Origin of the sequence: Pseudomonas sp. NPDC090208 (assembly GCF_044746785.1) — a bacterium.
In the GTDB taxonomy this organism is placed as follows: Bacteria; Pseudomonadota; Gammaproteobacteria; order Pseudomonadales; family Pseudomonadaceae; genus Aquipseudomonas.
The window spans coordinates 35,013-51,644 of sequence record NZ_JBIVCU010000012.1 but is presented as its reverse complement, the minus strand read 5'-3'; the positions used below and the strand labels follow the sequence as shown (position 1 = coordinate 51,644).

Sequence of the window (16,632 nt, the reverse complement as noted above, 5' to 3'; positions counted from 1 at the left end):
CGTCGTAAAACCACGCGCACTGGCCGTGTCAGATAAACCGCATGTGCTGATTTTACGACTGCTTCGCAGCCGGTCGCAGGGCAAGCCAGCTCCTACAGGGGCAGCGTCCTGATATGTAGACAGCTCATCTCTTTATTGAGACTCAACGATCCCCAACGCCGCCATCTTCTTGTACAGCGTCGAACGCCCCAGCCCCAACTGACGGGCGGCGAGGATCACGTTGCCGCGGCATTGCGCCAGTTTGGCCTGGATCAATTCGCGGTCGAACCGCTGACGGGCCTCGACGTAGGTCTCGTCGCTGACAGGGGGAGGTGGCGCGGGTGGCTTGATCAGCGGCACCAGCGTGCCGATGGCGGCGCGGATTTCCTCGGCACCCAAGTGCAAATCGTCACTGAGCAACGCTGCGCGCTCCAGTACGTTACGCAATTCGCGGATATTGCCGGGCCAGGCATGCTCGCTGAGAGTGGCCAAGGCCGACGCACTCAGTTCGTGCTGGCTGCGCAGTTCTTCGAGGATGGTTTCGGTCAGCGCCGGCAAGTCGTCCAGCCGTTCACGCAACGGTGGCACTTCAATCGGCAGCACGTTGAGGCGGTAATACAGATCGGCACGAAACTCGCCACGCTTGATGGCTGCCTGCAAATCGGTGGAGGTTGCGGCGATCAGGCGCACGTCGCTCTTGATCATTTGATTGGAGCCGACCGGCTCGTATTCCTTCTCCTGCAACACCCGCAGCAGCTTGCTTTGCAGGGCCAGCGGCATGTCGCCGATTTCGTCGAGAAATAGCGTGCCGCCTTCGGCCAGATACAACTTGCCTTGACGGCCGCGACGGTCGGCGCCAGTGAACGCGCCCGGCGCGGTGCCGAAGAACTCGGCTTCCAGCAGCGTTTCCGGAATCGCCGCACTGTTGATGCTGACGAAGGGCTTGTGTGCCCGTGGCGAGGTGTTGTGAATGGCGTGAGCCAGCAGCTCCTTGCCGGTGCCGGTCTCGCCTTGCAGCAGCACCGGCGAGTCGGTATTGGCGCTGCGTCGGGCGCGGCGCTTGACCTCCAGACTGGCAGCACTGGTGCCGATGAAGTGGGCAAAGCTGTACTTGGCCTGACGCGCGCGCAGCAGCGAACGGGTCGAGGCCAGTTCCTGCTGCATGCTCAGATAACGCTTGAGCAGCGGCGACAGCGCGTGCAACTCGTCGAACAGGGCAAAACCGATGGCGCCGATCACGCCGCCGCCGTCATCGTGGATCGGCAGTCGCATGACCACCAGCGGGTCCTTGGCGGTGTCCATCATGTCCAGCAGGATCGGCTGGCCGTTGCTTGCAACCTGGCGCAGCAGGCTGCCGGGAATCACGCTTTCGCAAGGCTGACCCACGGCGCGGCTGGGGTCTTCCAGGCCGAAGCGTCTGGCGTAGCGCTCGTTGATCCAGACGATCCGGGCATCCTTGTCGACGATGACGGTCCCTTCGCTGGACTGTTCGATGATCTCGAACAGCGAACGGATCGCCAGCCGTCTCACACGCCGGTAATCCTTCAGGCTTTCACTGTCTTTCATGCACTGTTCCGTAAATCCGTCACCGGCATCTGGCCGCACAGACTGCTGGTTTTAAACCGTTTCAGTTGAAGCCCGGATGCGCTGCCGCCAACAACTCCTTGGTGTAAGGGTGCTGCGGCGCATCGAATACATCATGGCTGGCGCCGCGTTCGACCACCTTGCCGTCCTTGACCACGATCAGATCGTGGGCGAGGGCGCGAACCACCGCCAGGTCGTGACTGATGAACAGATAGGTCAGACCGTGCTTTTCCTGCAACTGGCGCAGCAGCGACACCACCTGTTTCTGCACCGTCCGGTCCAGTGCCGAGGTCGGTTCGTCGAGCAGGATCAGTGCCGGCTTGAGCACCAGCGCACGGGCAATCGCGATGCGCTGACGCTGGCCGCCGGAAAATTCATGGGGATAACGGTGCCGGCTCAATGGATCGATGCCGACTTCCTCCAGAGCCCGGATCACCTCGCGCTCGCAACAGACCTTGTCCAGCTCGCTGTGGACTTCCAGCCCCTCGCTGATGATCTGCTGCACCGACATGCGCGGGCTCAGACTGCCGTAAGGGTCCTGAAACACCACCTGCATCTGCTTGCGCCAGGGGCGCATCTGTTTCTGGTCGAGGCGGTCCAGCGCGTGACCCTTGAAGCGGATACTGCCACGCGATTCGAGCAAGCGCAGGATTGCCTGACCAAGTGTCGATTTGCCCGAGCCGGATTCACCGACGATGCCCAGGGTCTTGCCGCGCTCGATGCTCAGGCTGATATCGTCGACCGCCTTCAGGTACTCCATGTGGCGGTTGAAAATACCGCCGCCGAGGGAGAACCAGACCCGCAGGTTTTCCACTTCCAGGACCTTTTCACGGGTGTCCCGTGGCAGCGGCTCGCCCGCCGGTTCGGCGTCCAGCAGCAGCCGGCTGTAAGGGTGCTGCGGGTCCTTGAACAGGCTGTGGCAGTTCGACTGCTCGACGATTTCGCCGGCACGCATCACGCAGACCCGCTGGGCGATGCTGTGTACCAGATTGAGGTCGTGGCTGATCAGCAGCAGCGACATGTTCAGCCGTTGCTGCAGTTGTTTGAGCAGCAAGAGGATCTTGCGCTGCACGGTGACGTCCAGCGCGGTGGTCGGCTCGTCGGCGATCAGCAGTTCCGGCTCGCAGGCCAGGGCCATGGCGATCATCACCCGTTGGCGCTGGCCGCCGGACAGCTCATGGGGGTAGGCCTTCAGGCGCTTTTTCGGCTGTTGAATGCCGACCAGTTCCAGCAGTTCAAGGATGCGCGCCTGCGCCGCCTTGCCGCTCAGGCCCTTGTGTAGCAGCAAGGTCTCGCCGATCTGCTTGGCCACCGTGTGCAGCGGGTTCAGCGACGTCATCGGCTCCTGGAAGATCATCGCGATCTGGTTGCCGCGGATCTGCCGCATCAGCTTGCCGTCGGCCCCCAGCAACTCCTGGCCGCGATAGCGAATGCTGCCGGTGCTGACCGTGCCGGCCTGGGGCAGCAGTTGCAGGATCGAATGCGCGGTCACCGACTTGCCGGAACCCGACTCCCCGACCAGCGCCAGGCATTGACCGGCGGGAATGTCGAGGCTGAGGTTCTTGACCACCGTGTTGCCGTTGAAGGACACCGACAGGTCACGGATTTCAATCAGGTTTTCAGACATGTCAGGACCTCGGATCGAAAGCGTCACGTAACGCCTCGCCAATGAACACCAGCAACGACAGAATCAGCGCCAGGGTGAAAAATGCGGTGAAACCCAGCCACGGCGCTTGCAGGTTCTGCTTGCCCTGGCCGATCAGCTCGCCCAGCGAAGCGCTGCCGGCCGGCATGCCGAAGCCGAGGAAGTCCAGCGCGGTGAGGGTGGAGATCGCCCCGGTCAGAATGAACGGCAGGTAGCTCAAGGTCGCGTTCATGGCGTTGGGCAGAATATGCCGCATGATCACCTTGCGGTCATCCAGCCCCAGGGCTCGCGCGGCCTTGACGTATTCCAGGTTGCGCCCGCGCAGGAACTCGGCGCGCACCACGTCGACCAGCGCCAGCCATGAAAACAGCGCCATGATCCCCAGCAACCACCAGAAATTCGGCTCGACGAAACCGGACAGGATGATCAGCAGGTACAGCACCGGCAGCCCTGACCAGACCTCTTGCAGGCGCTGACCGACCAGATCGACCCAGCCGCCGTAATAGCCTTGCAGCGCACCGGCGGCGATGCCGATCAGCGCACTGATGACGGTCAGCACCAGGGCGAACAGGATCGACACCCGCGAGCCGAAAATCACCCGCGCCAGCACGTCGCGGGCCTGATCGTCGGTGCCCAGCCAGTTGACCGAGGAGGGCGCGCTCGGCGCCGGCTTGTTCAGGTCATAGTTGGGTGTGTCGTCACTGAACGGAATCGGTGGAAACAGCATCCAGCCATCGCCCTTGCTGATCAGTTGGCGCACGTAATCGCTGCGGTAGTCGGGCTGGAACGGCAGCTGCCCGCCGAACTCCTGCTCGGTGTAGCGTTTGAAGGCAGGAAAGTACAACTGGTGTTGGTAACTGAGCACCAGCGGTTTGTCGTTGGCGATCAGTTCGCCGCACAGGCTGATGATGAACAGGCCGCAGAACAGCCACAGTGACCACCAGCCACGGCGGTTATTGCGGAAACGCTCGAAACGCCGGCGAGCGACCGGAGACAGTCTGCGCATCAGGCATTCCTCGCGGTGAAATCTATTCGTGGGTCGACCAGGGTGTAGCAGATGTCGCCCACCAGCTTTATCAGCAACCCGAACAGGGTAAAGATGAACAGCGAACCGAACACCACCGGGTAATCCCGCGAGACGGCGGCCTCGTAACTCATGCGACCGATGCCATCGAGGGAGAAGATCACCTCGATCATCAGCGAACCGGCGAAGAACACGGCGATGAACGCCTGGGGAATGCCCGCCACGACCAGCAGCATGGCGTTGCGGAACACATGGCCGTAGAGCACGCGCCGTTCACTGAGACCCTTGGCCCGCGCGGTGACCACGTACTGCCGGGTGACCTCATTGAGGAAGGAGTTCTTGGTCAGAATGGTCAACGTGGCGAAACCGCCGATCACCAGCGAAGCCACCGGCAGCACCAGGTGCCAGAAGTAGTCGGCGATCTTGCCCACGGTGGTCAACTGGTCGAAGTTCTCCGAGACCAGACCGCGCACCGGAAACCAGTTCAGTGACGTGCCGCCGGCAAAAACCACCACCAGCAGCATGGCGAACAGAAACGCCGGCATGGCGTAGCCGATGATGATCGCGGTGCTGCTCCAGATGTCGAAATGGCTGCCGTGTTTGACCGCCTTGCGGATCCCCAGCGGAATCGACACCAGATAGGTGATCAGCGTCGCCCATAAACCGAGGGACACCGACACCGGCATCTTTTGCAGGATCAGATCGGTGACCTTGGCGCCGCGGAAGAAGCTGTTACCGAAATCCAGTCGCGCGTAGTTCTTCAACATCAGCCACAGGCGCTCATGCAGCGGCTTGTCGAAACCGTACTGGTGCTCGATTTCCTTGATCAGCTTGGGGTCCAGACCCCGGCTGGCGCGGGACTGGCCGACGTTCATGGTTTCTGTGTGGCCTGCGCCGATGGTGCCGCCGGCCACGCCCTGCAGCTTGGCGATGGCCTGTTCCACCGGACCGCCGGGCGCAGCCTGGACGATGAAGAAATTGACCAGCAGGATGCACAGCAGCGTCGGAATGATCAGCAGCAGGCGCCTCATGAAATAACCGAGCATTACTTCACCTCCGAAGGGATGGCCGAGGCACCGCGTTGTTGGGCGAACTGCTCGTTGGTCAGGGCTTGCGGGCTGATCTCCCACCAGGTATCGATGGCTTCGCTATTGCTGGCCTGCACTTTTGGAATGCCGAAGCGGTTCCACCAGACCGTTGACGAGCCCGGAGGGTAATAGTTGGGGATCCAGTAGTAGCCCCATTGCAGTACGCGGTCGAGGGCGTGCGCGTAATCGATCATCACCGGCTTGCTGTCGGCCTTGGCCAGACCGTTGATCAGGGTGTCGATGGCCGGATCGCGCAGCACCATGTAGTTGCTGGAGCCGGAGTCCTTCGCCACTTTCGAGCCGAAGTTGTTGTACAGCTCCATGCCCGGCGAAGTCGACACGCCGTAGCCGGTGACGATCATGTCGTAGTCCCGCGCCATGACCCGGTTGAGGTACTGCGCCGAGTCGATGCGGCGGATTTCGAAATCGATGCCGATCTGCGCCAGGTTGCGCTTGTAGGGCAGCAGGATCTTTTCAAAGCCGCTCTGGCCGTTGAGGAAGGTGAAGCTCAGCGGTTCTCCGGCCGCGTTGACCAGCTTGTCGCCCTGGGGCATCCAGCCGGCCTCTTCCAGCAACGCCAGCGCTTGCAGCTGCTTGTCGCGGATGAAACCGGTGCCGTCGGTCTTCGGTGTATGGAAAACCGTGGTGAAAACTTCCGGCGGCACCGCACCGCGTAGCGGTTCGAGAATCTGCAATTCAGACTCGGTCGGCAGTTCGGTGGCCGCCAGATCACTGTTGGAGAAGTAGCTGTTCTGGCGGATGTAGACGTTGCGCATCATCTGCTTGTTGGTCCACTCGAAGTCCCACAGCATCGCCAGCGCCTGACGCACGCGGCGATCCTGGAATTTCGGGCGGTCGAGGTTGAATACGAAGCCCTGAGAGCTTTGCACCGAGCCCTTGGCCAGATGCGCGCGTTGCAGGCGGCCTTCGTGCAGGGCGTCGCCGTCGTAGCCGATGGAATAGCCGGTGGCCGAGTACTCGCGGTTGTAGTCATAACCACCGCCGCGCAGGACCTGGCGGGCCACGTCGGTATCGCCGAAGTACTCGACGCTGAAATGATCGAAGTTGTACATGCCGCGATTGACCGGCAGGTCCCGCGCCCACCAGTCCGCATTGCGTTCGAAGGTGATGCTGCGGCCCGGATCAACCTTGCCGATGCGGTATGGACCGCTGCCCACCGGGATGTCGAAACCGCCGCCGTTGGCGAAGTCGTGGTCCTTCCACCAGTGCTCCGGGAAGACCGGCAGCGAGGCCAGGTCCAGCGGCAGGGTGCGGCTTTCATTGCTCTTGAAGTCGAAGCGGACCTGCGTCGGAGACTCGACGACAACGTTCTCGACGTCCTGGAATTCGGTGCGGTACGACAGGCTGCCCTGGGTCATCAGCAGGTTGTAGGTGTAACGCACGTCGTTGGCGGTGATCGGCGTGTCGTCGGAAAAGCGCGCCTTGGGGTTCAGATAGAAACGCAGCGACATGCCGTCGGCGGCGCGCTCCATTTTTTCCGCGATCAGGCCGTAGACGGTGTAGGGCTCATCCAGCGATTTGACCGCCAGCGGCGCGTAGAGCAGGCCGTTGACTTGAGACACGCCGGTGCCTTTGTCGATGTACGGCATGATGTGGTCGAACTGGCCGATTTCCTGTGCGGAGCGGCGCATGCTGCCGCCTTTTGGGGCGTCCGGGTTCACGTAATCGAAATGCTGGAAGTTCGCCGGATAGCGCGGGGCTTCTCCGTAAACGGTCAAGGCGTGTTGAGGGGCGGCGGACAGGGACTGAAAACCCGAGGCAAGGACCAGTGTTGCAAGCATCAGCGATGAAAAAACAAAACGCATTACACGAATCCTGACTGACGTTGCCATGCAGCATCAGGGTTGAAGGTCATGAGCAGGCGATTGCGGCCAGCCCTGTGGTTTTTATTCGTTACCTCCGGTGGCAAGGTACCGTAATGCCGGGATCTTTGTAACCGTGCAATGAGTATGAATCGTGGCGATCCGACGGCAGTTTCGGGACGAGCGTGCCATGAGCCGCCTGCATCGATCCCGGCGGGAAAAACGAAGCAATTTCTTTGCCGGAATCGATACAGCAACGTTTTCCTGCGCGCCAAATAAAAACGGCCCGCTTTTAAGGGCGGGCCGTTCGCAACAGCGGCTGAATCAGTCCTGACGACTGGTCACTTCCAGCAGGTGGTAACCGAACTGGGTTTTCACCGGACCTTGCACCACGTTGACCGGGGCGCTGAACACCACGGTGTCGAATTCCTTGACCATCTGGCCAGGACCGAACGAGCCCAGGTCACCGCCCTGACGGCTGGAAGGGCAGCTCGAATTGGCTTTGGCAACTTCTGCGAAGTCTGCACCGGCTTCGATCTGGGCTTTGAGCTCGTTGCATTTCTCTTCGCTGGAAACAAGGATATGGCGGGCAGTCGCTCGAGCCATGGGGAGTACTCCTGTCAAAAAAAGGGAGAGCCTACCGGATTAAGGGAGGCTTTTCCCGAGAAAGTTCCAATCTGCAGAAGGTTCAGACCGACCGGTCCAACACACTCAACGATAGCGCAGCTTGTCCACGGCTTCGCGCAGCAATCGTTCGGTGCCGTCCCAGCCCAGGCAGCCGTCGGTGATGGAAACGCCGTAGCGCAGCGACTCGCTCAATGGCTGGCAACCCTCGAACAGGTGGCTTTCCAGCATCATGCCGATCAGCGTGTTGTCGCCGGCCAGGCGTTGCTGCAGCACGTCATTGAAGACCTGTGGCTGGCGCAGTGGGTCCTTGCCGCTGTTGGCGTGGCTGCAATCGACCATGATCCGTGCCGCGATGCGATTCTTGTCCAGGCTTGCATTGACCCGCGCCACGCTCTGCGCATCGTAGTTCGGACCGCTGTGGCCGCCACGCAGGACGATGTGCGCGTCCGGGTTGCCACGGGTTTCGATGATTGCCGGGTGGCCGTGGGCGTCGACGCCGAAATGCCGATGGGCGTGGGCGGCGGCGCGAATGGCGTCACAGGCGACCGAGACGCCGCCATCGGTGCCGTTCTTGAAGCCGACCGGCATGCCGAGGCCGCTGGCCATCTCACGGTGAATCTGCGATTCGGTGGTGCGTGCGCCAATCGCAACCCAGCTCAGCAGGTCATCGAAGTAACCGGCGGCCATCGGCTGCAACAGCTCGGTGGCAATCGGCAGGCCCAGGCGGACCATCTCGCGCATCAACTGGCGCGACAGCGTGAGGCCGCCGAGCATGTCATCGCTGCCGTCCAGGTGCGGGTCATAAGCCAGGCCTTTCCAGCCGACGGTGGTGCGCGGTTTTTCGACGTAGGCACGCATCACCAGCAGCATCTGGTCGCTGACATCGGTGGCCAGTTCGGCCAGGCGCGCGGCGTATTCGAGCGCCGATTGCGGATCGTGAATGGAGCAGGGGCCGACGACCACCAGCAGGCGGGAGTCTTCACCGTTGAGGATGGCGCGCACCGATTGGCGATGGGCCGCGACCTGTGCGGTCAGTGAGGCGTCCAGCGGCAACTGGTTTTTCAGCGCCAGGGTGCTGGGCAGGCGGTTTGGAGCGGGGTGGCTGTCGATCAGGGTCACAGGGCTGGACGGCAGGTCGGACAGTTTCTTGCTGGCAACGGACGAATTCATGGTGGGGGCTTCCTGGTCGGCGGGCATTGTCCCGCGCGGACCTATTCAGGTGTTCGACAATGAGGCGTATGGCATGTGAGTGCGTGTTTGCCACCATGAAGTGACCGATCGGAGGCGGCAGGCTGGCCCGAACGGAGGTTGCTAAATCGCCAGGCGAAGTCGATGTCGTTGCGGTAATAGTGGCTGTAGTACATGTGCTGTTCCTCAATACGAAAACGGTGTTTGAAAAGTGTGGGGCCAGAAAAACGAAACCCCCGGTCGGGGAGGCCGACCGGGGGTTAGAGAGTTCTCTGGTTGGCGTCCCGTGATTCGTGGGCGCCGTTTGGGTATCAGGCGCGCCAGTGGCTAAACCAATACCCATAAAAATACGAAACGGAAGCAACCGCAGCCTGCACGTTCCATGCAGCAACGTCAGCCGCCGGGCGCGAGGCTTCGGCAGTGCGGTGCAGCGATGAAAGGGTGGAAGGCAACATGGTCTGTCTCCGTGGAATGTCGGCGAGCTTACTTCAGCGGCAGGCGGTTATTCAATTGGAAAATTCAATGGGGTCGATTGAGTGGCAGTAAACGACCTACACAAAACAAGTAAAAGTGGAGTTGCTTATGTAGGAATAACGGCTGCTCATAAAGGAAGCCTCCTACAAACGATCTCGCCTAAACACTCTAATCTGCGGACGTGTTGGTTTCGCTGACGGATTCGCCGGGAATGACGCCAATCTTCATTCCCAGAAGCACGGCAACCTTGTGTGCTTCACCGCGCCTGCCTTTTTTGCGGCCCGAAAGAATCTGGTAGGTCGTCGCCGGATCCACGCTGTTTTCGCGAGCAAACTCTTGAACAGATTTGCCCTGTTGTTCAAGCCAGGCCTTGGCTTGTGCAGCGGTGCGGGTTCCGGGCATAGTTCAAAACCGTTCAAGTTTGTTCAAATTCGTTCAATTCTACCATTCGTACGGATGGGGTCAACAAGGTTATGCATTCAAATGAGTGGAATCGGAATCCGGCTTAGGGAAGAACGAGAGCGTTTGGGGCTGTCGCAACGCGCATTTGGAGAGATCGGCGGTGTCGAGGCCAACGCTCAAGGGAAGTACGAAAACGGTGATCGCACGCCCAAGGCTGACTACCTGGCGGCCGTCGCAGCCAAGGGTGTGGATGTCCTCTATGTGCTGACGGGCACGCGGACGCCTGCTCCGCTTGAAGATCTCAGCGAGATCGAGGAACGAGTGCTGGGCAATTACCGCACGCTGGTCAAGGAGGATCAGGACGCCATCCGCCGTCTGACCACTACGCTTGCGGAGTACAAGGCTTCGTACTCGGCGGAAAAGAAGCTTTCCTCCTGACAGATTTGTCTCTTCTTCAGTACAAGCGCGCGTTTGAAGATTTTTGCGAATTCCATGCCTGATAGTGATAGCGTGTCGGCTCCGCTATTGTTGATCTGGCATGGCCGCAGAACCGCGCTCCGCGCTAGGTCCTGTGCTTTCTTTTTGTTAAGGTGACGAGCAGTCGTCATGAAATTGTTCCGTGAGGTGTCTGCTTGATTAGGGTGCTGGTTGTCGATGACCATGATCTGGTTCGGACAGGTATCACACGCATGTTGGCCGACATCGACGGGTTGCAGGTGGTCGGGCAGGCCGATTCCGGCGAAGAGTCGCTGAAGAAAGCCCGTGAACTCAAACCCGATGTCGTTCTGATGGACGTCAAGATGCCGGGCATCGGCGGTCTGGAAGCAACGCGCAAACTGATGCGCAGCCACCCGGACATGAAGGTGGTCGCCGTCACCGTCTGCGAAGAAGATCCGTTTCCGACCCGTCTGTTGCAGGCCGGTGCCGCCGGCTACATGACCAAGGGCGCGGGGCTTACCGAAATGGTCCAGGCCATTCGCCTGGTGTTCGCGGGCCAGCGTTACATCAGCCCGCAGATTGCCCAGCAACTGGCGCTCAAGTCGTTCCAGCCACAAACCACCAACTCACCGTTCGATCTGCTCTCCGAGCGGGAAATCCAGATCGCGCTGATGATTGTCGGCTGCCAGAAAGTGCAGACGATTTCCGACAAGCTTTGCCTGTCGCCCAAGACCGTGAACACCTACCGTTATCGCATCTTCGAGAAGCTTTCGATCGGCAGTGATGTCGAGCTCGCATTGCTGGCCGTGCGTCACGGCATGGTCGATGCCAACGCCTGAAATGACCCAATCGTTCGATCCAAGCGCGTTCCTGGCCACCTGCAGTGGCCGTCCCGGTGTCTATCGCATGTTCGATGTCGACGGGCGGCTGCTTTATGTGGGCAAGGCCAAGAACCTCAAAAAACGCCTCTCCAGCTATTTCCGCAAGACCGGACACGCGCCGAAAACCAGCGCGCTGGTGGGTCGTATCGCCCAGGTCGAAACCACCATCACCGCCAACGAAACCGAGGCGTTGCTGCTGGAGCAGACGCTGATCAAGGAGTCGCGCCCGCCGTACAACATCTTGCTGCGTGACGACAAATCCTACCCTTATGTGCATCTGTCCGATGGCGAGTTTCCACGGCTGAGCATTCACCGTGGCGCAAAAAAGGCCAAGGGGCGCTATTTCGGCCCGTACCCGAGCGCCGGGGCGATTCGCGAGAGCCTGAGCATCCTGCAGAAGACCTTCCACGTGCGTCAGTGCGAGGACAGCTTCTACAAGAACCGCACGCGACCCTGTCTGCAATATCAGATCAAGCGCTGTAAGGCGCCGTGCGTGAATTTCGTCGAGCCAGATGTGTATGCCGAAGACGTTCGCCACTCGGTGATGTTCCTCGAAGGGCGCAGCAATGCCTTGAGCGATGAGCTGAATGCGTCGATGGAAAAGGCAGCCACGGCGCTGGATTTCGAGCATGCCGCCGAGTTGCGTGACCAGATTGCTCTGCTGCGTCGGGTTCAGGATCAGCAGAGCATGGAAGGCGGCAACGGAGATGTCGACGTGGTTGCGGCATTCGTCAACCCGGGTGGTGCGTGCGTGCACCTGATCAGCGTGCGTGGCGGCCGGGTGCTGGGCAGCAAGAACTTCTTTCCGCAGGTGGGTATCGAGGAGGAAGTCGGCGAGGTCATGTCGGCGTTTCTGGCGCAATACTTTCTCGGTGGTGGCGAGCGCGAGTTGCCGAGCGAAGTGATCGTCAACGTGGTCAACGAAGACTTCCCGGCGCTGATCGAAGCCATCGAGGCTTCTCGTGGCCGGGAGATTGCCATCAGCCATCGTGTACGCGGTACGCGGGCGCGCTGGCAACAACTGGCAGTGACCAATGCCGAACAGGCGCTCGCGGCACGGCTCGCCAACCGGCAACATGTGGCGGCGCGCTTCGAAGCACTGGCCGAAGTGCTCAAGCTGGACGAACCACCACAGCGCCTGGAGTGCTATGACATCAGTCACTCCAGCGGTGAGGCGACCGTGGCATCGTGCGTGGTCTTCGGACCGGAAGGGCCGATCAAGTCGGACTATCGCCGCTACAACATCGAAGGCGTCACCCCTGGCGATGACTACGCCGCCATGCACCAGGCGCTGACCCGCCGCTTCGGCAAGATCAAGGACGGCGAGGGCAAGTTGCCGGACATCCTGCTGGTGGACGGCGGCAAGGGCCAGTTGAACATGGCCCGCGACGTGATGAATGAACTGGCGGTGCCCGATCTGATTCTGCTGGGCGTGGCCAAGGGCACGACGCGCAAGGCCGGTTTCGAAACCCTGTACCTCAACGACGCTGCGCATGAATTCACCCTGCGCGGAGATTCGCCAGCGCTGCACCTGATCCAGCAGATTCGTGACGAAGCCCACCGCTTCGCCATTACCGGGCACCGTGCGCGGCGCGGCAAGACCCGGCGCACATCGACCCTCGAAGGCGTTGCCGGGGTAGGGCCGACACGGCGACGCGACCTGCTGAAACACTTCGGTGGCTTGCAGGAATTGTCCCGTGCCAGTGTCGAAGAAATCGCCAAAGCGCCTGGAATCAGCAAAAAGCTCGCAGAGTCGATTTATGCGAACCTGCACAGCGAGTAGAATGCCCGCTCACCTCGTAGCCAGTTGTGCCGATGAATATCCCTAATCTGATCACCGTTTTACGTGTCCTGCTGATTCCGATCTTCATTCTGCTGTTCTATTTGCCTTATCACTGGAGCTATGCCGCCGCCAGTTCGGTGTTCGCGCTGGCCGCTGCCACTGACTGGCTGGATGGTTATCTGGCCCGCCGACTGGAGCAGAGCACACCGTTCGGTGCGTTCCTCGATCCGGTGGCGGACAAGCTGATGGTGGCCGTGGCGCTGGTGCTGCTGGTTCAGGCCCATGCCAATTTCTGGCTGACGCTGCCGGCAGCCGTCATCATCGGTCGCGAAATCGTGATTTCCGCGTTGCGCGAATGGATGGCCGAGCTGGGCGCACGCGCTCAGGTTGCCGTCTCCAATCTAGGTAAATGGAAAACCGCCGCGCAGATGCTGGCGCTGGTCATCCTGCTGGCGAACCCGCCGGCGTTTACCTTCTGGGTGGTATTGGGTTATCTGCTGCTGATGATTGCGGCAGGGCTGACCCTGTGGTCCATGGTGCAATATCTGAGAGCGGCCTGGCCGCATCTGCGTGCAACGACAGAAGAAAAATAAGTTTTTTTAAATCAAGGGGTTGACGGGGTCGTTCGAATCTATAGAATGGCGCCCACACCAAGCGGGAATAGCTCAGTTGGTAGAGCACGACCTTGCCAAGGTCGGGGTCGCGAGTTCGAGTCTCGTTTCCCGCTCCAGTTTTGAATGCGTAAAGTATTGGTTGTATTGATACTTTGCGTTTGGGGCCGAGTAGCAAAATGGTTATGCCGCGGATTGCAAATCCGCTTACGCCGGTTCGATTCCGACCTCGGCCTCCACTATAAACAAGCTCTGTAGATCGCTGATTTACAGAGCTTTTTTATTTCCAGCAGGAAAATGTTTTTGTCGCATTTGGATAGGCGTCGAACTTGCTTCACTGGGTAGGGATGTATATATTCCCAGCTCTTGTCGGCCTCTACAGCAGCTCTGGATTGCTGTTTTCAGCCAGGCACACAAAGTCCATGCCCCGATGGTGAAATTGGTAGACACACCGGACTTAAAATCCGTCGTCCGAAAGGATGTGCCGGTTCGACTCCGGCTCGGGGCACCATATAGATCAGGCGCTTACGGAACTTTCCGAAGCGCCTGAGTCGTTTTAAGCCTTCCTTGATTCCAGCGCCTCTTCACACTTCCTTGTTGTCTTTTCTTCAGCGTTTGCGCCCACCAAACACACTGATGATGACGCCGCCGGCAGCAAGAATTGCGCTCAGAATTGTCAATTGACGCCGCATCGTCACCAGCCCCTGGTCCACCAGGGGACCGGCGCCATGATTGATGGTCACATCGATATTCATGGAGGCAACGACTGCGATCAGCCCGACAATCATTACCGCATAACCCAGCATTCGCACTGCACAGACCTCCGTAGTTGAGCGCGCATCCTATCATTTCGTCTGCACGCCAGAAGGGAGGAAGGCATTGTGCCGAAGATGCCGGTGTACGACGCGAACAGCCGCAGGTCTGCTCGAAACTCGGACTACACTCAGGCGTTACCTGCAAGCGGGTTGATGGCCAACGACATCAGAGGTCCCGAATGATGGAGCGATTTTCATGCTGGTTGTTATTGCTCACGACCGTAAGCTTGCTGATGCCCAAGGCTGCATGGAGTGCAGATGATTGCAGTCACCTGATTGCAACGGGAAATGCTGAATACCCGCCTTATCTCTGGCGAGATCCCTCGAATACACAGCGGCTTATTGGCGCTAACGCCGATTTGATCAAGTATCTCGGCTCGCGGTTGGGGCTCGATATCGAGATGGTTTACGCGGGCCCGTGGTCCAGGGCTCAGGAAGAAGTTCGGGCCGGGCGTATCGATATGCTGGCCGGGTACTTTTTCACCAAAGAACGTCAGCAAGTCGTGGACTTCATTTATCCGCCGTTTCTGTTCACGCCCAGCATGGTCTGGGTGCGGCCCCAGGATGCATTTGTCTATCACAAGTGGTCGGATTTGATCGGGCGCAATGGCGGAACTCTCGTCAACAACAGTAATGGTCAGGCGTTCGATGATTACGCAAAGGCCAACCTTTCACTGGAAGCAGTGCCAACGGCAAGCCAGGCATTTCAAAAACTGATCCACAAGCGCAACGATTATGTGATTTTCGAGCAATTTCCGGGCAAGGCGCTGGCCCTCAAGTTGGGCGTCGAGGGCGCGGTGATTGCGCTGGAACCGCCGGTTTCCAGTGAGGGGCTTTATCTGGCGCTGTCGCAGAACTCCAATTGCAATCAACCGTCATTACGTCAGCGCTTGACCGCCGAGATGGAGAACATCGCCTCGGGCGCCTTGCCGCAAACCTTCGTCGAGCGAAATCTGGAGTTATGGAACAAGCAGCAGCAAAGCGGGCTGAACCCTTGATTCTTATCTCTGCTGCGTCAGCGTCCTGATTTCAATTCAATCCAGGCTCTGAGTGTACAGAGCGTCGAGCCGGTCGCCAGTCCGGTCAGCGCGCATTGTTACTCACGGACGCTTCTTCGACCCGCCATCCACAGGTTTCCCGGGCTTGTCCAGCTCTCCCTCTTCGTGTTTAAGCTCGTCGTCGGCGTCTTCCCTGTTTTTATGGGGTTTCTGGTCGAACTCTTTCGCTTCGTGATCGATGGCCTTGTCGATCTCGCTGTTGTCCTGCTTCACGCTTTTGGCGACTTCATCTTCTGCGAGAGCGAGGGAGGCGGGGCCGCCAAGGAGGAGGGTGGCGAAGATGGCTGACAGGATGCGCTTGCCCATGTCGAGGCTCCTTTGCCGAGCGTTCGGCAAATCAGAGATTGTGCATCCTTCAGGGTAGACGCGAGTCCGGCCGGGTGGGGGCTGGGCCGAGAGGCGGCGCGGAAAGCAGGTTACATCTGCTTGGTCGCCAGCTCCTTGACGCAGGCGGTGACGATCAGTTGCGTGCGCTCGATGATCTGCAGTTTCTCCAGCGATAACGCTGCCACGTGGCCGTTTTCCATTTCATGGGCAATCTGGATCAACGCCTCGGTGGTGCTGGTCTGGCAGGCGATGAGGGACTGGAGGAGGGTGATGGCGTGTTCGATGCGTTCCATGCAAAGGGCTCCGTGGGGCGGGCAGAGAGCCAAGCATAGTTTTGTGATGCTTATTTGCCATTATGGTTGAACGAGATGTGATGCTGTTTGCAAGATTTGCAAAACGTCCGCGCTGAGCGGATGCGTCGGCCCGCTTCTTGAGGGCAGGCCGACGAGGCTGGTTCGACGGTAACGGGCTAGCTGCGCAGGTCTCGCGCATCGCACGCATGGTGGGTGTCCGGCCGTTCTCCGGGATGGAACTGCCCGGGTACGTGCTGCGCTTCAAGTCGGTCTCTCAGGATCTGTTCGATCTGCTCGACGGCCTGGGTGTCGTCGAGGTCGCCGACTTTCAGCCACAGACAAGGCAGGTCCTGGAAGTATTCGTCGTCGATGGCGACATCTGCCGTGAGGATGCGGTCAGCCCGCCACAGGCAGCGGCTGTAGGCATGGGACGGGTCTTGCGGGTAGGTTTCCTGGGTGGTCAGCCAGACCTCGTGAAAGTCGTTGAGGTCTGTGTGGGCCAGCTTTTCCAGCGGGATGAAGGTGTTCATGGCTTCGCCTCGTCAGTCGATTGATCACAGCGCTGATTCCCTGGCGGGTCACATGCGGTCTG

At 59.9% G+C, this 16,632-nt stretch carries 18 protein-coding genes and 3 tRNA genes; 8 read left to right on the top strand and 13 right to left on the bottom strand.

Features of this window, described 5'->3' with window-relative positions; translation table 11 throughout:
* Positions 1–132: 132 nt before the first annotated feature.
* The 9 genes from ACIPL0_RS19880 to ACIPL0_RS19840 all read right to left on the bottom strand — a co-directional run bounded on the left by ACIPL0_RS19880 (position 133) and on the right by ACIPL0_RS19840 (position 9,834).
* A complete protein-coding gene (locus tag ACIPL0_RS19880; protein ID WP_400598820.1) occupies positions 133–1,545 on the bottom strand; it encodes a sigma-54 interaction domain-containing protein in 1,413 nt (470 codons plus the stop codon).
* Positions 1,546–1,606: 61 nt separating this feature from the next.
* Positions 1,607–3,190, bottom strand: a complete 1,584-nt coding sequence (locus ACIPL0_RS19875; RefSeq protein WP_400598822.1) for an ABC transporter ATP-binding protein — start codon at positions 3,188–3,190, stop codon at positions 1,607–1,609.
* A gap of 1 nt (position 3,191) precedes the next feature.
* The gene (locus tag ACIPL0_RS19870) at positions 3,192–4,214 is read right to left on the bottom strand and encodes an ABC transporter permease (RefSeq protein ID WP_400598824.1); all 1,023 of its coding nucleotides are present in this window, start codon (positions 4,212–4,214) and stop codon (positions 3,192–3,194) included.
* Entirely contained in the window at positions 4,214–5,278 is a 1,065-nt protein-coding gene (locus ACIPL0_RS19865; protein WP_400598826.1) for a microcin C ABC transporter permease YejB, read from the bottom strand. Before ACIPL0_RS19865 ends, ACIPL0_RS19870 begins: the two co-directional genes overlap by 1 nt.
* The gene (locus ACIPL0_RS19860; RefSeq protein ID WP_400598827.1) at positions 5,278–7,146 is read right to left on the bottom strand and encodes an extracellular solute-binding protein; all 1,869 of its coding nucleotides are present in this window, start codon (positions 7,144–7,146) and stop codon (positions 5,278–5,280) included. The genes ACIPL0_RS19865 and ACIPL0_RS19860 overlap by 1 nt, the downstream gene beginning before the upstream one ends.
* A gap of 321 nt (positions 7,147–7,467) precedes the next feature.
* The gene (locus tag ACIPL0_RS19855) at positions 7,468–7,749 is read right to left on the bottom strand and encodes a peptidylprolyl isomerase (protein WP_400598829.1); all 282 of its coding nucleotides are present in this window, start codon (positions 7,747–7,749) and stop codon (positions 7,468–7,470) included.
* Between the two features lie 105 nt (positions 7,750–7,854).
* Positions 7,855–8,940 carry a 3-deoxy-7-phosphoheptulonate synthase gene (locus ACIPL0_RS19850; RefSeq protein ID WP_400598831.1) on the bottom strand — a complete coding sequence of 362 codons (1,086 nt, stop codon included), beginning with the start codon at positions 8,938–8,940 and terminating at the stop codon, positions 7,855–7,857.
* A 329-nt stretch (positions 8,941–9,269) separates the two neighbouring features.
* The gene (locus ACIPL0_RS19845) at positions 9,270–9,413 is read right to left on the bottom strand and encodes a hypothetical protein (RefSeq protein WP_400598833.1); all 144 of its coding nucleotides are present in this window, start codon (positions 9,411–9,413) and stop codon (positions 9,270–9,272) included.
* Between the two features lie 187 nt (positions 9,414–9,600).
* A complete protein-coding gene (locus tag ACIPL0_RS19840) occupies positions 9,601–9,834 on the bottom strand; it encodes a DNA-binding protein (RefSeq protein ID WP_400598835.1) in 234 nt (77 codons plus the stop codon).
* Positions 9,835–9,915: 81 nt separating this feature from the next.
* Between ACIPL0_RS19840 and ACIPL0_RS19835 the strand changes: the two genes are divergently transcribed.
* The 7 genes from ACIPL0_RS19835 (at position 9,916) to ACIPL0_RS19805 (ending at position 14,058) form a co-directional block, all read left to right on the top strand.
* Positions 9,916–10,272, top strand: coding sequence for a helix-turn-helix domain-containing protein (locus ACIPL0_RS19835; protein ID WP_400598837.1), 357 nt, complete (start codon positions 9,916–9,918; stop codon positions 10,270–10,272).
* Positions 10,273–10,466: 194 nt separating this feature from the next.
* Positions 10,467–11,111 carry a UvrY/SirA/GacA family response regulator transcription factor gene (uvrY, locus tag ACIPL0_RS19830; RefSeq protein WP_400598839.1) on the top strand — a complete coding sequence of 215 codons (645 nt, stop codon included), beginning with the start codon at positions 10,467–10,469 and terminating at the stop codon, positions 11,109–11,111.
* A 1-nt stretch (position 11,112) separates the two neighbouring features.
* The gene (uvrC, locus tag ACIPL0_RS19825) at positions 11,113–12,936 is read left to right on the top strand and encodes an excinuclease ABC subunit UvrC (RefSeq protein ID WP_400598907.1); all 1,824 of its coding nucleotides are present in this window, start codon (positions 11,113–11,115) and stop codon (positions 12,934–12,936) included.
* A gap of 32 nt (positions 12,937–12,968) precedes the next feature.
* The gene (gene pgsA, locus ACIPL0_RS19820) at positions 12,969–13,529 is read left to right on the top strand and encodes a CDP-diacylglycerol--glycerol-3-phosphate 3-phosphatidyltransferase (RefSeq protein WP_400598840.1); all 561 of its coding nucleotides are present in this window, start codon (positions 12,969–12,971) and stop codon (positions 13,527–13,529) included.
* Between the two features lie 61 nt (positions 13,530–13,590).
* Positions 13,591–13,666 (top strand) — tRNA-Gly (locus ACIPL0_RS19815).
* A 46-nt stretch (positions 13,667–13,712) separates the two neighbouring features.
* A tRNA-Cys gene (locus tag ACIPL0_RS19810) sits at positions 13,713–13,786 on the top strand.
* A 185-nt stretch (positions 13,787–13,971) separates the two neighbouring features.
* Positions 13,972–14,058, top strand: a tRNA-Leu gene (locus ACIPL0_RS19805).
* Between the two features lie 97 nt (positions 14,059–14,155).
* Here the strand turns inward: ACIPL0_RS19805 and ACIPL0_RS19800 are convergent.
* Positions 14,156–14,359 carry a hypothetical protein gene (locus tag ACIPL0_RS19800; protein ID WP_400598841.1) on the bottom strand — a complete coding sequence of 68 codons (204 nt, stop codon included), beginning with the start codon at positions 14,357–14,359 and terminating at the stop codon, positions 14,156–14,158.
* A 182-nt stretch (positions 14,360–14,541) separates the two neighbouring features.
* On the opposite strand from ACIPL0_RS19800, the gene ACIPL0_RS19795 reads away from it, so the two are divergent.
* Positions 14,542–15,360 carry a substrate-binding periplasmic protein gene (locus ACIPL0_RS19795; RefSeq protein WP_400598843.1) on the top strand — a complete coding sequence of 273 codons (819 nt, stop codon included), beginning with the start codon at positions 14,542–14,544 and terminating at the stop codon, positions 15,358–15,360.
* A 102-nt stretch (positions 15,361–15,462) separates the two neighbouring features.
* Here ACIPL0_RS19795 and ACIPL0_RS19790 read toward each other — a convergent pair whose 3' ends face one another.
* The 3 genes from ACIPL0_RS19790 to ACIPL0_RS19780 all read right to left on the bottom strand — a co-directional run bounded on the left by ACIPL0_RS19790 (position 15,463) and on the right by ACIPL0_RS19780 (position 16,570).
* The gene (locus ACIPL0_RS19790; protein ID WP_400598844.1) at positions 15,463–15,726 is read right to left on the bottom strand and encodes a hypothetical protein; all 264 of its coding nucleotides are present in this window, start codon (positions 15,724–15,726) and stop codon (positions 15,463–15,465) included.
* Between the two features lie 110 nt (positions 15,727–15,836).
* Positions 15,837–16,040: a hypothetical protein gene (locus ACIPL0_RS19785; RefSeq protein WP_400598846.1), complete on the bottom strand. Its 204-nt coding sequence runs from the start codon at positions 16,038–16,040 to the stop codon at positions 15,837–15,839.
* 176 nt (positions 16,041–16,216) lie between these two features.
* Complete coding sequence (locus tag ACIPL0_RS19780; protein WP_400598848.1) at positions 16,217–16,570, bottom strand: hypothetical protein; 354 nt, start codon at positions 16,568–16,570, stop codon at positions 16,217–16,219.
* Positions 16,571–16,632 lie beyond the last annotated feature (62 nt).

Excerpts from the sequence above, each read along its gene's own strand:
- ACIPL0_RS19880 (WP_400598820.1), bottom strand. The coding sequence starts at position 1,545 with ATGAAAGACAGTGAAAGCCTGAAGGATTACCGGCGTGTGAGACGGCTG.
- ACIPL0_RS19875 (WP_400598822.1), bottom strand. The coding sequence starts at position 3,190 with ATGTCTGAAAACCTGATTGAAATCCGTGACCTGTCGGTGTCCTTCAAC.
- ACIPL0_RS19870 (WP_400598824.1), bottom strand. The coding sequence starts at position 4,214 with ATGCGCAGACTGTCTCCGGTCGCTCGCCGGCGTTTCGAGCGTTTCCGC.
- ACIPL0_RS19865 (WP_400598826.1), bottom strand. The coding sequence starts at position 5,278 with ATGCTCGGTTATTTCATGAGGCGCCTGCTGCTGATCATTCCGACGCTG.
- ACIPL0_RS19860 (WP_400598827.1), bottom strand. The coding sequence starts at position 7,146 with ATGCGTTTTGTTTTTTCATCGCTGATGCTTGCAACACTGGTCCTTGCC.
- ACIPL0_RS19855 (WP_400598829.1), bottom strand. The coding sequence starts at position 7,749 with ATGGCTCGAGCGACTGCCCGCCATATCCTTGTTTCCAGCGAAGAGAAA.
- ACIPL0_RS19850 (WP_400598831.1), bottom strand. The coding sequence starts at position 8,940 with ATGAATTCGTCCGTTGCCAGCAAGAAACTGTCCGACCTGCCGTCCAGC.
- ACIPL0_RS19845 (WP_400598833.1), bottom strand. The coding sequence starts at position 9,413 with ATGTTGCCTTCCACCCTTTCATCGCTGCACCGCACTGCCGAAGCCTCG.
- ACIPL0_RS19840 (WP_400598835.1), bottom strand. The coding sequence starts at position 9,834 with ATGCCCGGAACCCGCACCGCTGCACAAGCCAAGGCCTGGCTTGAACAA.
- ACIPL0_RS19835 (WP_400598837.1), top strand. The coding sequence starts at position 9,916 with ATGAGTGGAATCGGAATCCGGCTTAGGGAAGAACGAGAGCGTTTGGGG.
- uvrC (WP_400598907.1), top strand. The coding sequence starts at position 11,113 with ATGACCCAATCGTTCGATCCAAGCGCGTTCCTGGCCACCTGCAGTGGC.
- pgsA (WP_400598840.1), top strand. The coding sequence starts at position 12,969 with ATGAATATCCCTAATCTGATCACCGTTTTACGTGTCCTGCTGATTCCG.
- ACIPL0_RS19795 (WP_400598843.1), top strand. The coding sequence starts at position 14,542 with ATGATGGAGCGATTTTCATGCTGGTTGTTATTGCTCACGACCGTAAGC.
- ACIPL0_RS19790 (WP_400598844.1), bottom strand. The coding sequence starts at position 15,726 with ATGGGCAAGCGCATCCTGTCAGCCATCTTCGCCACCCTCCTCCTTGGC.
- ACIPL0_RS19785 (WP_400598846.1), bottom strand. The coding sequence starts at position 16,040 with ATGGAACGCATCGAACACGCCATCACCCTCCTCCAGTCCCTCATCGCC.
- ACIPL0_RS19780 (WP_400598848.1), bottom strand. The coding sequence starts at position 16,570 with ATGAACACCTTCATCCCGCTGGAAAAGCTGGCCCACACAGACCTCAAC.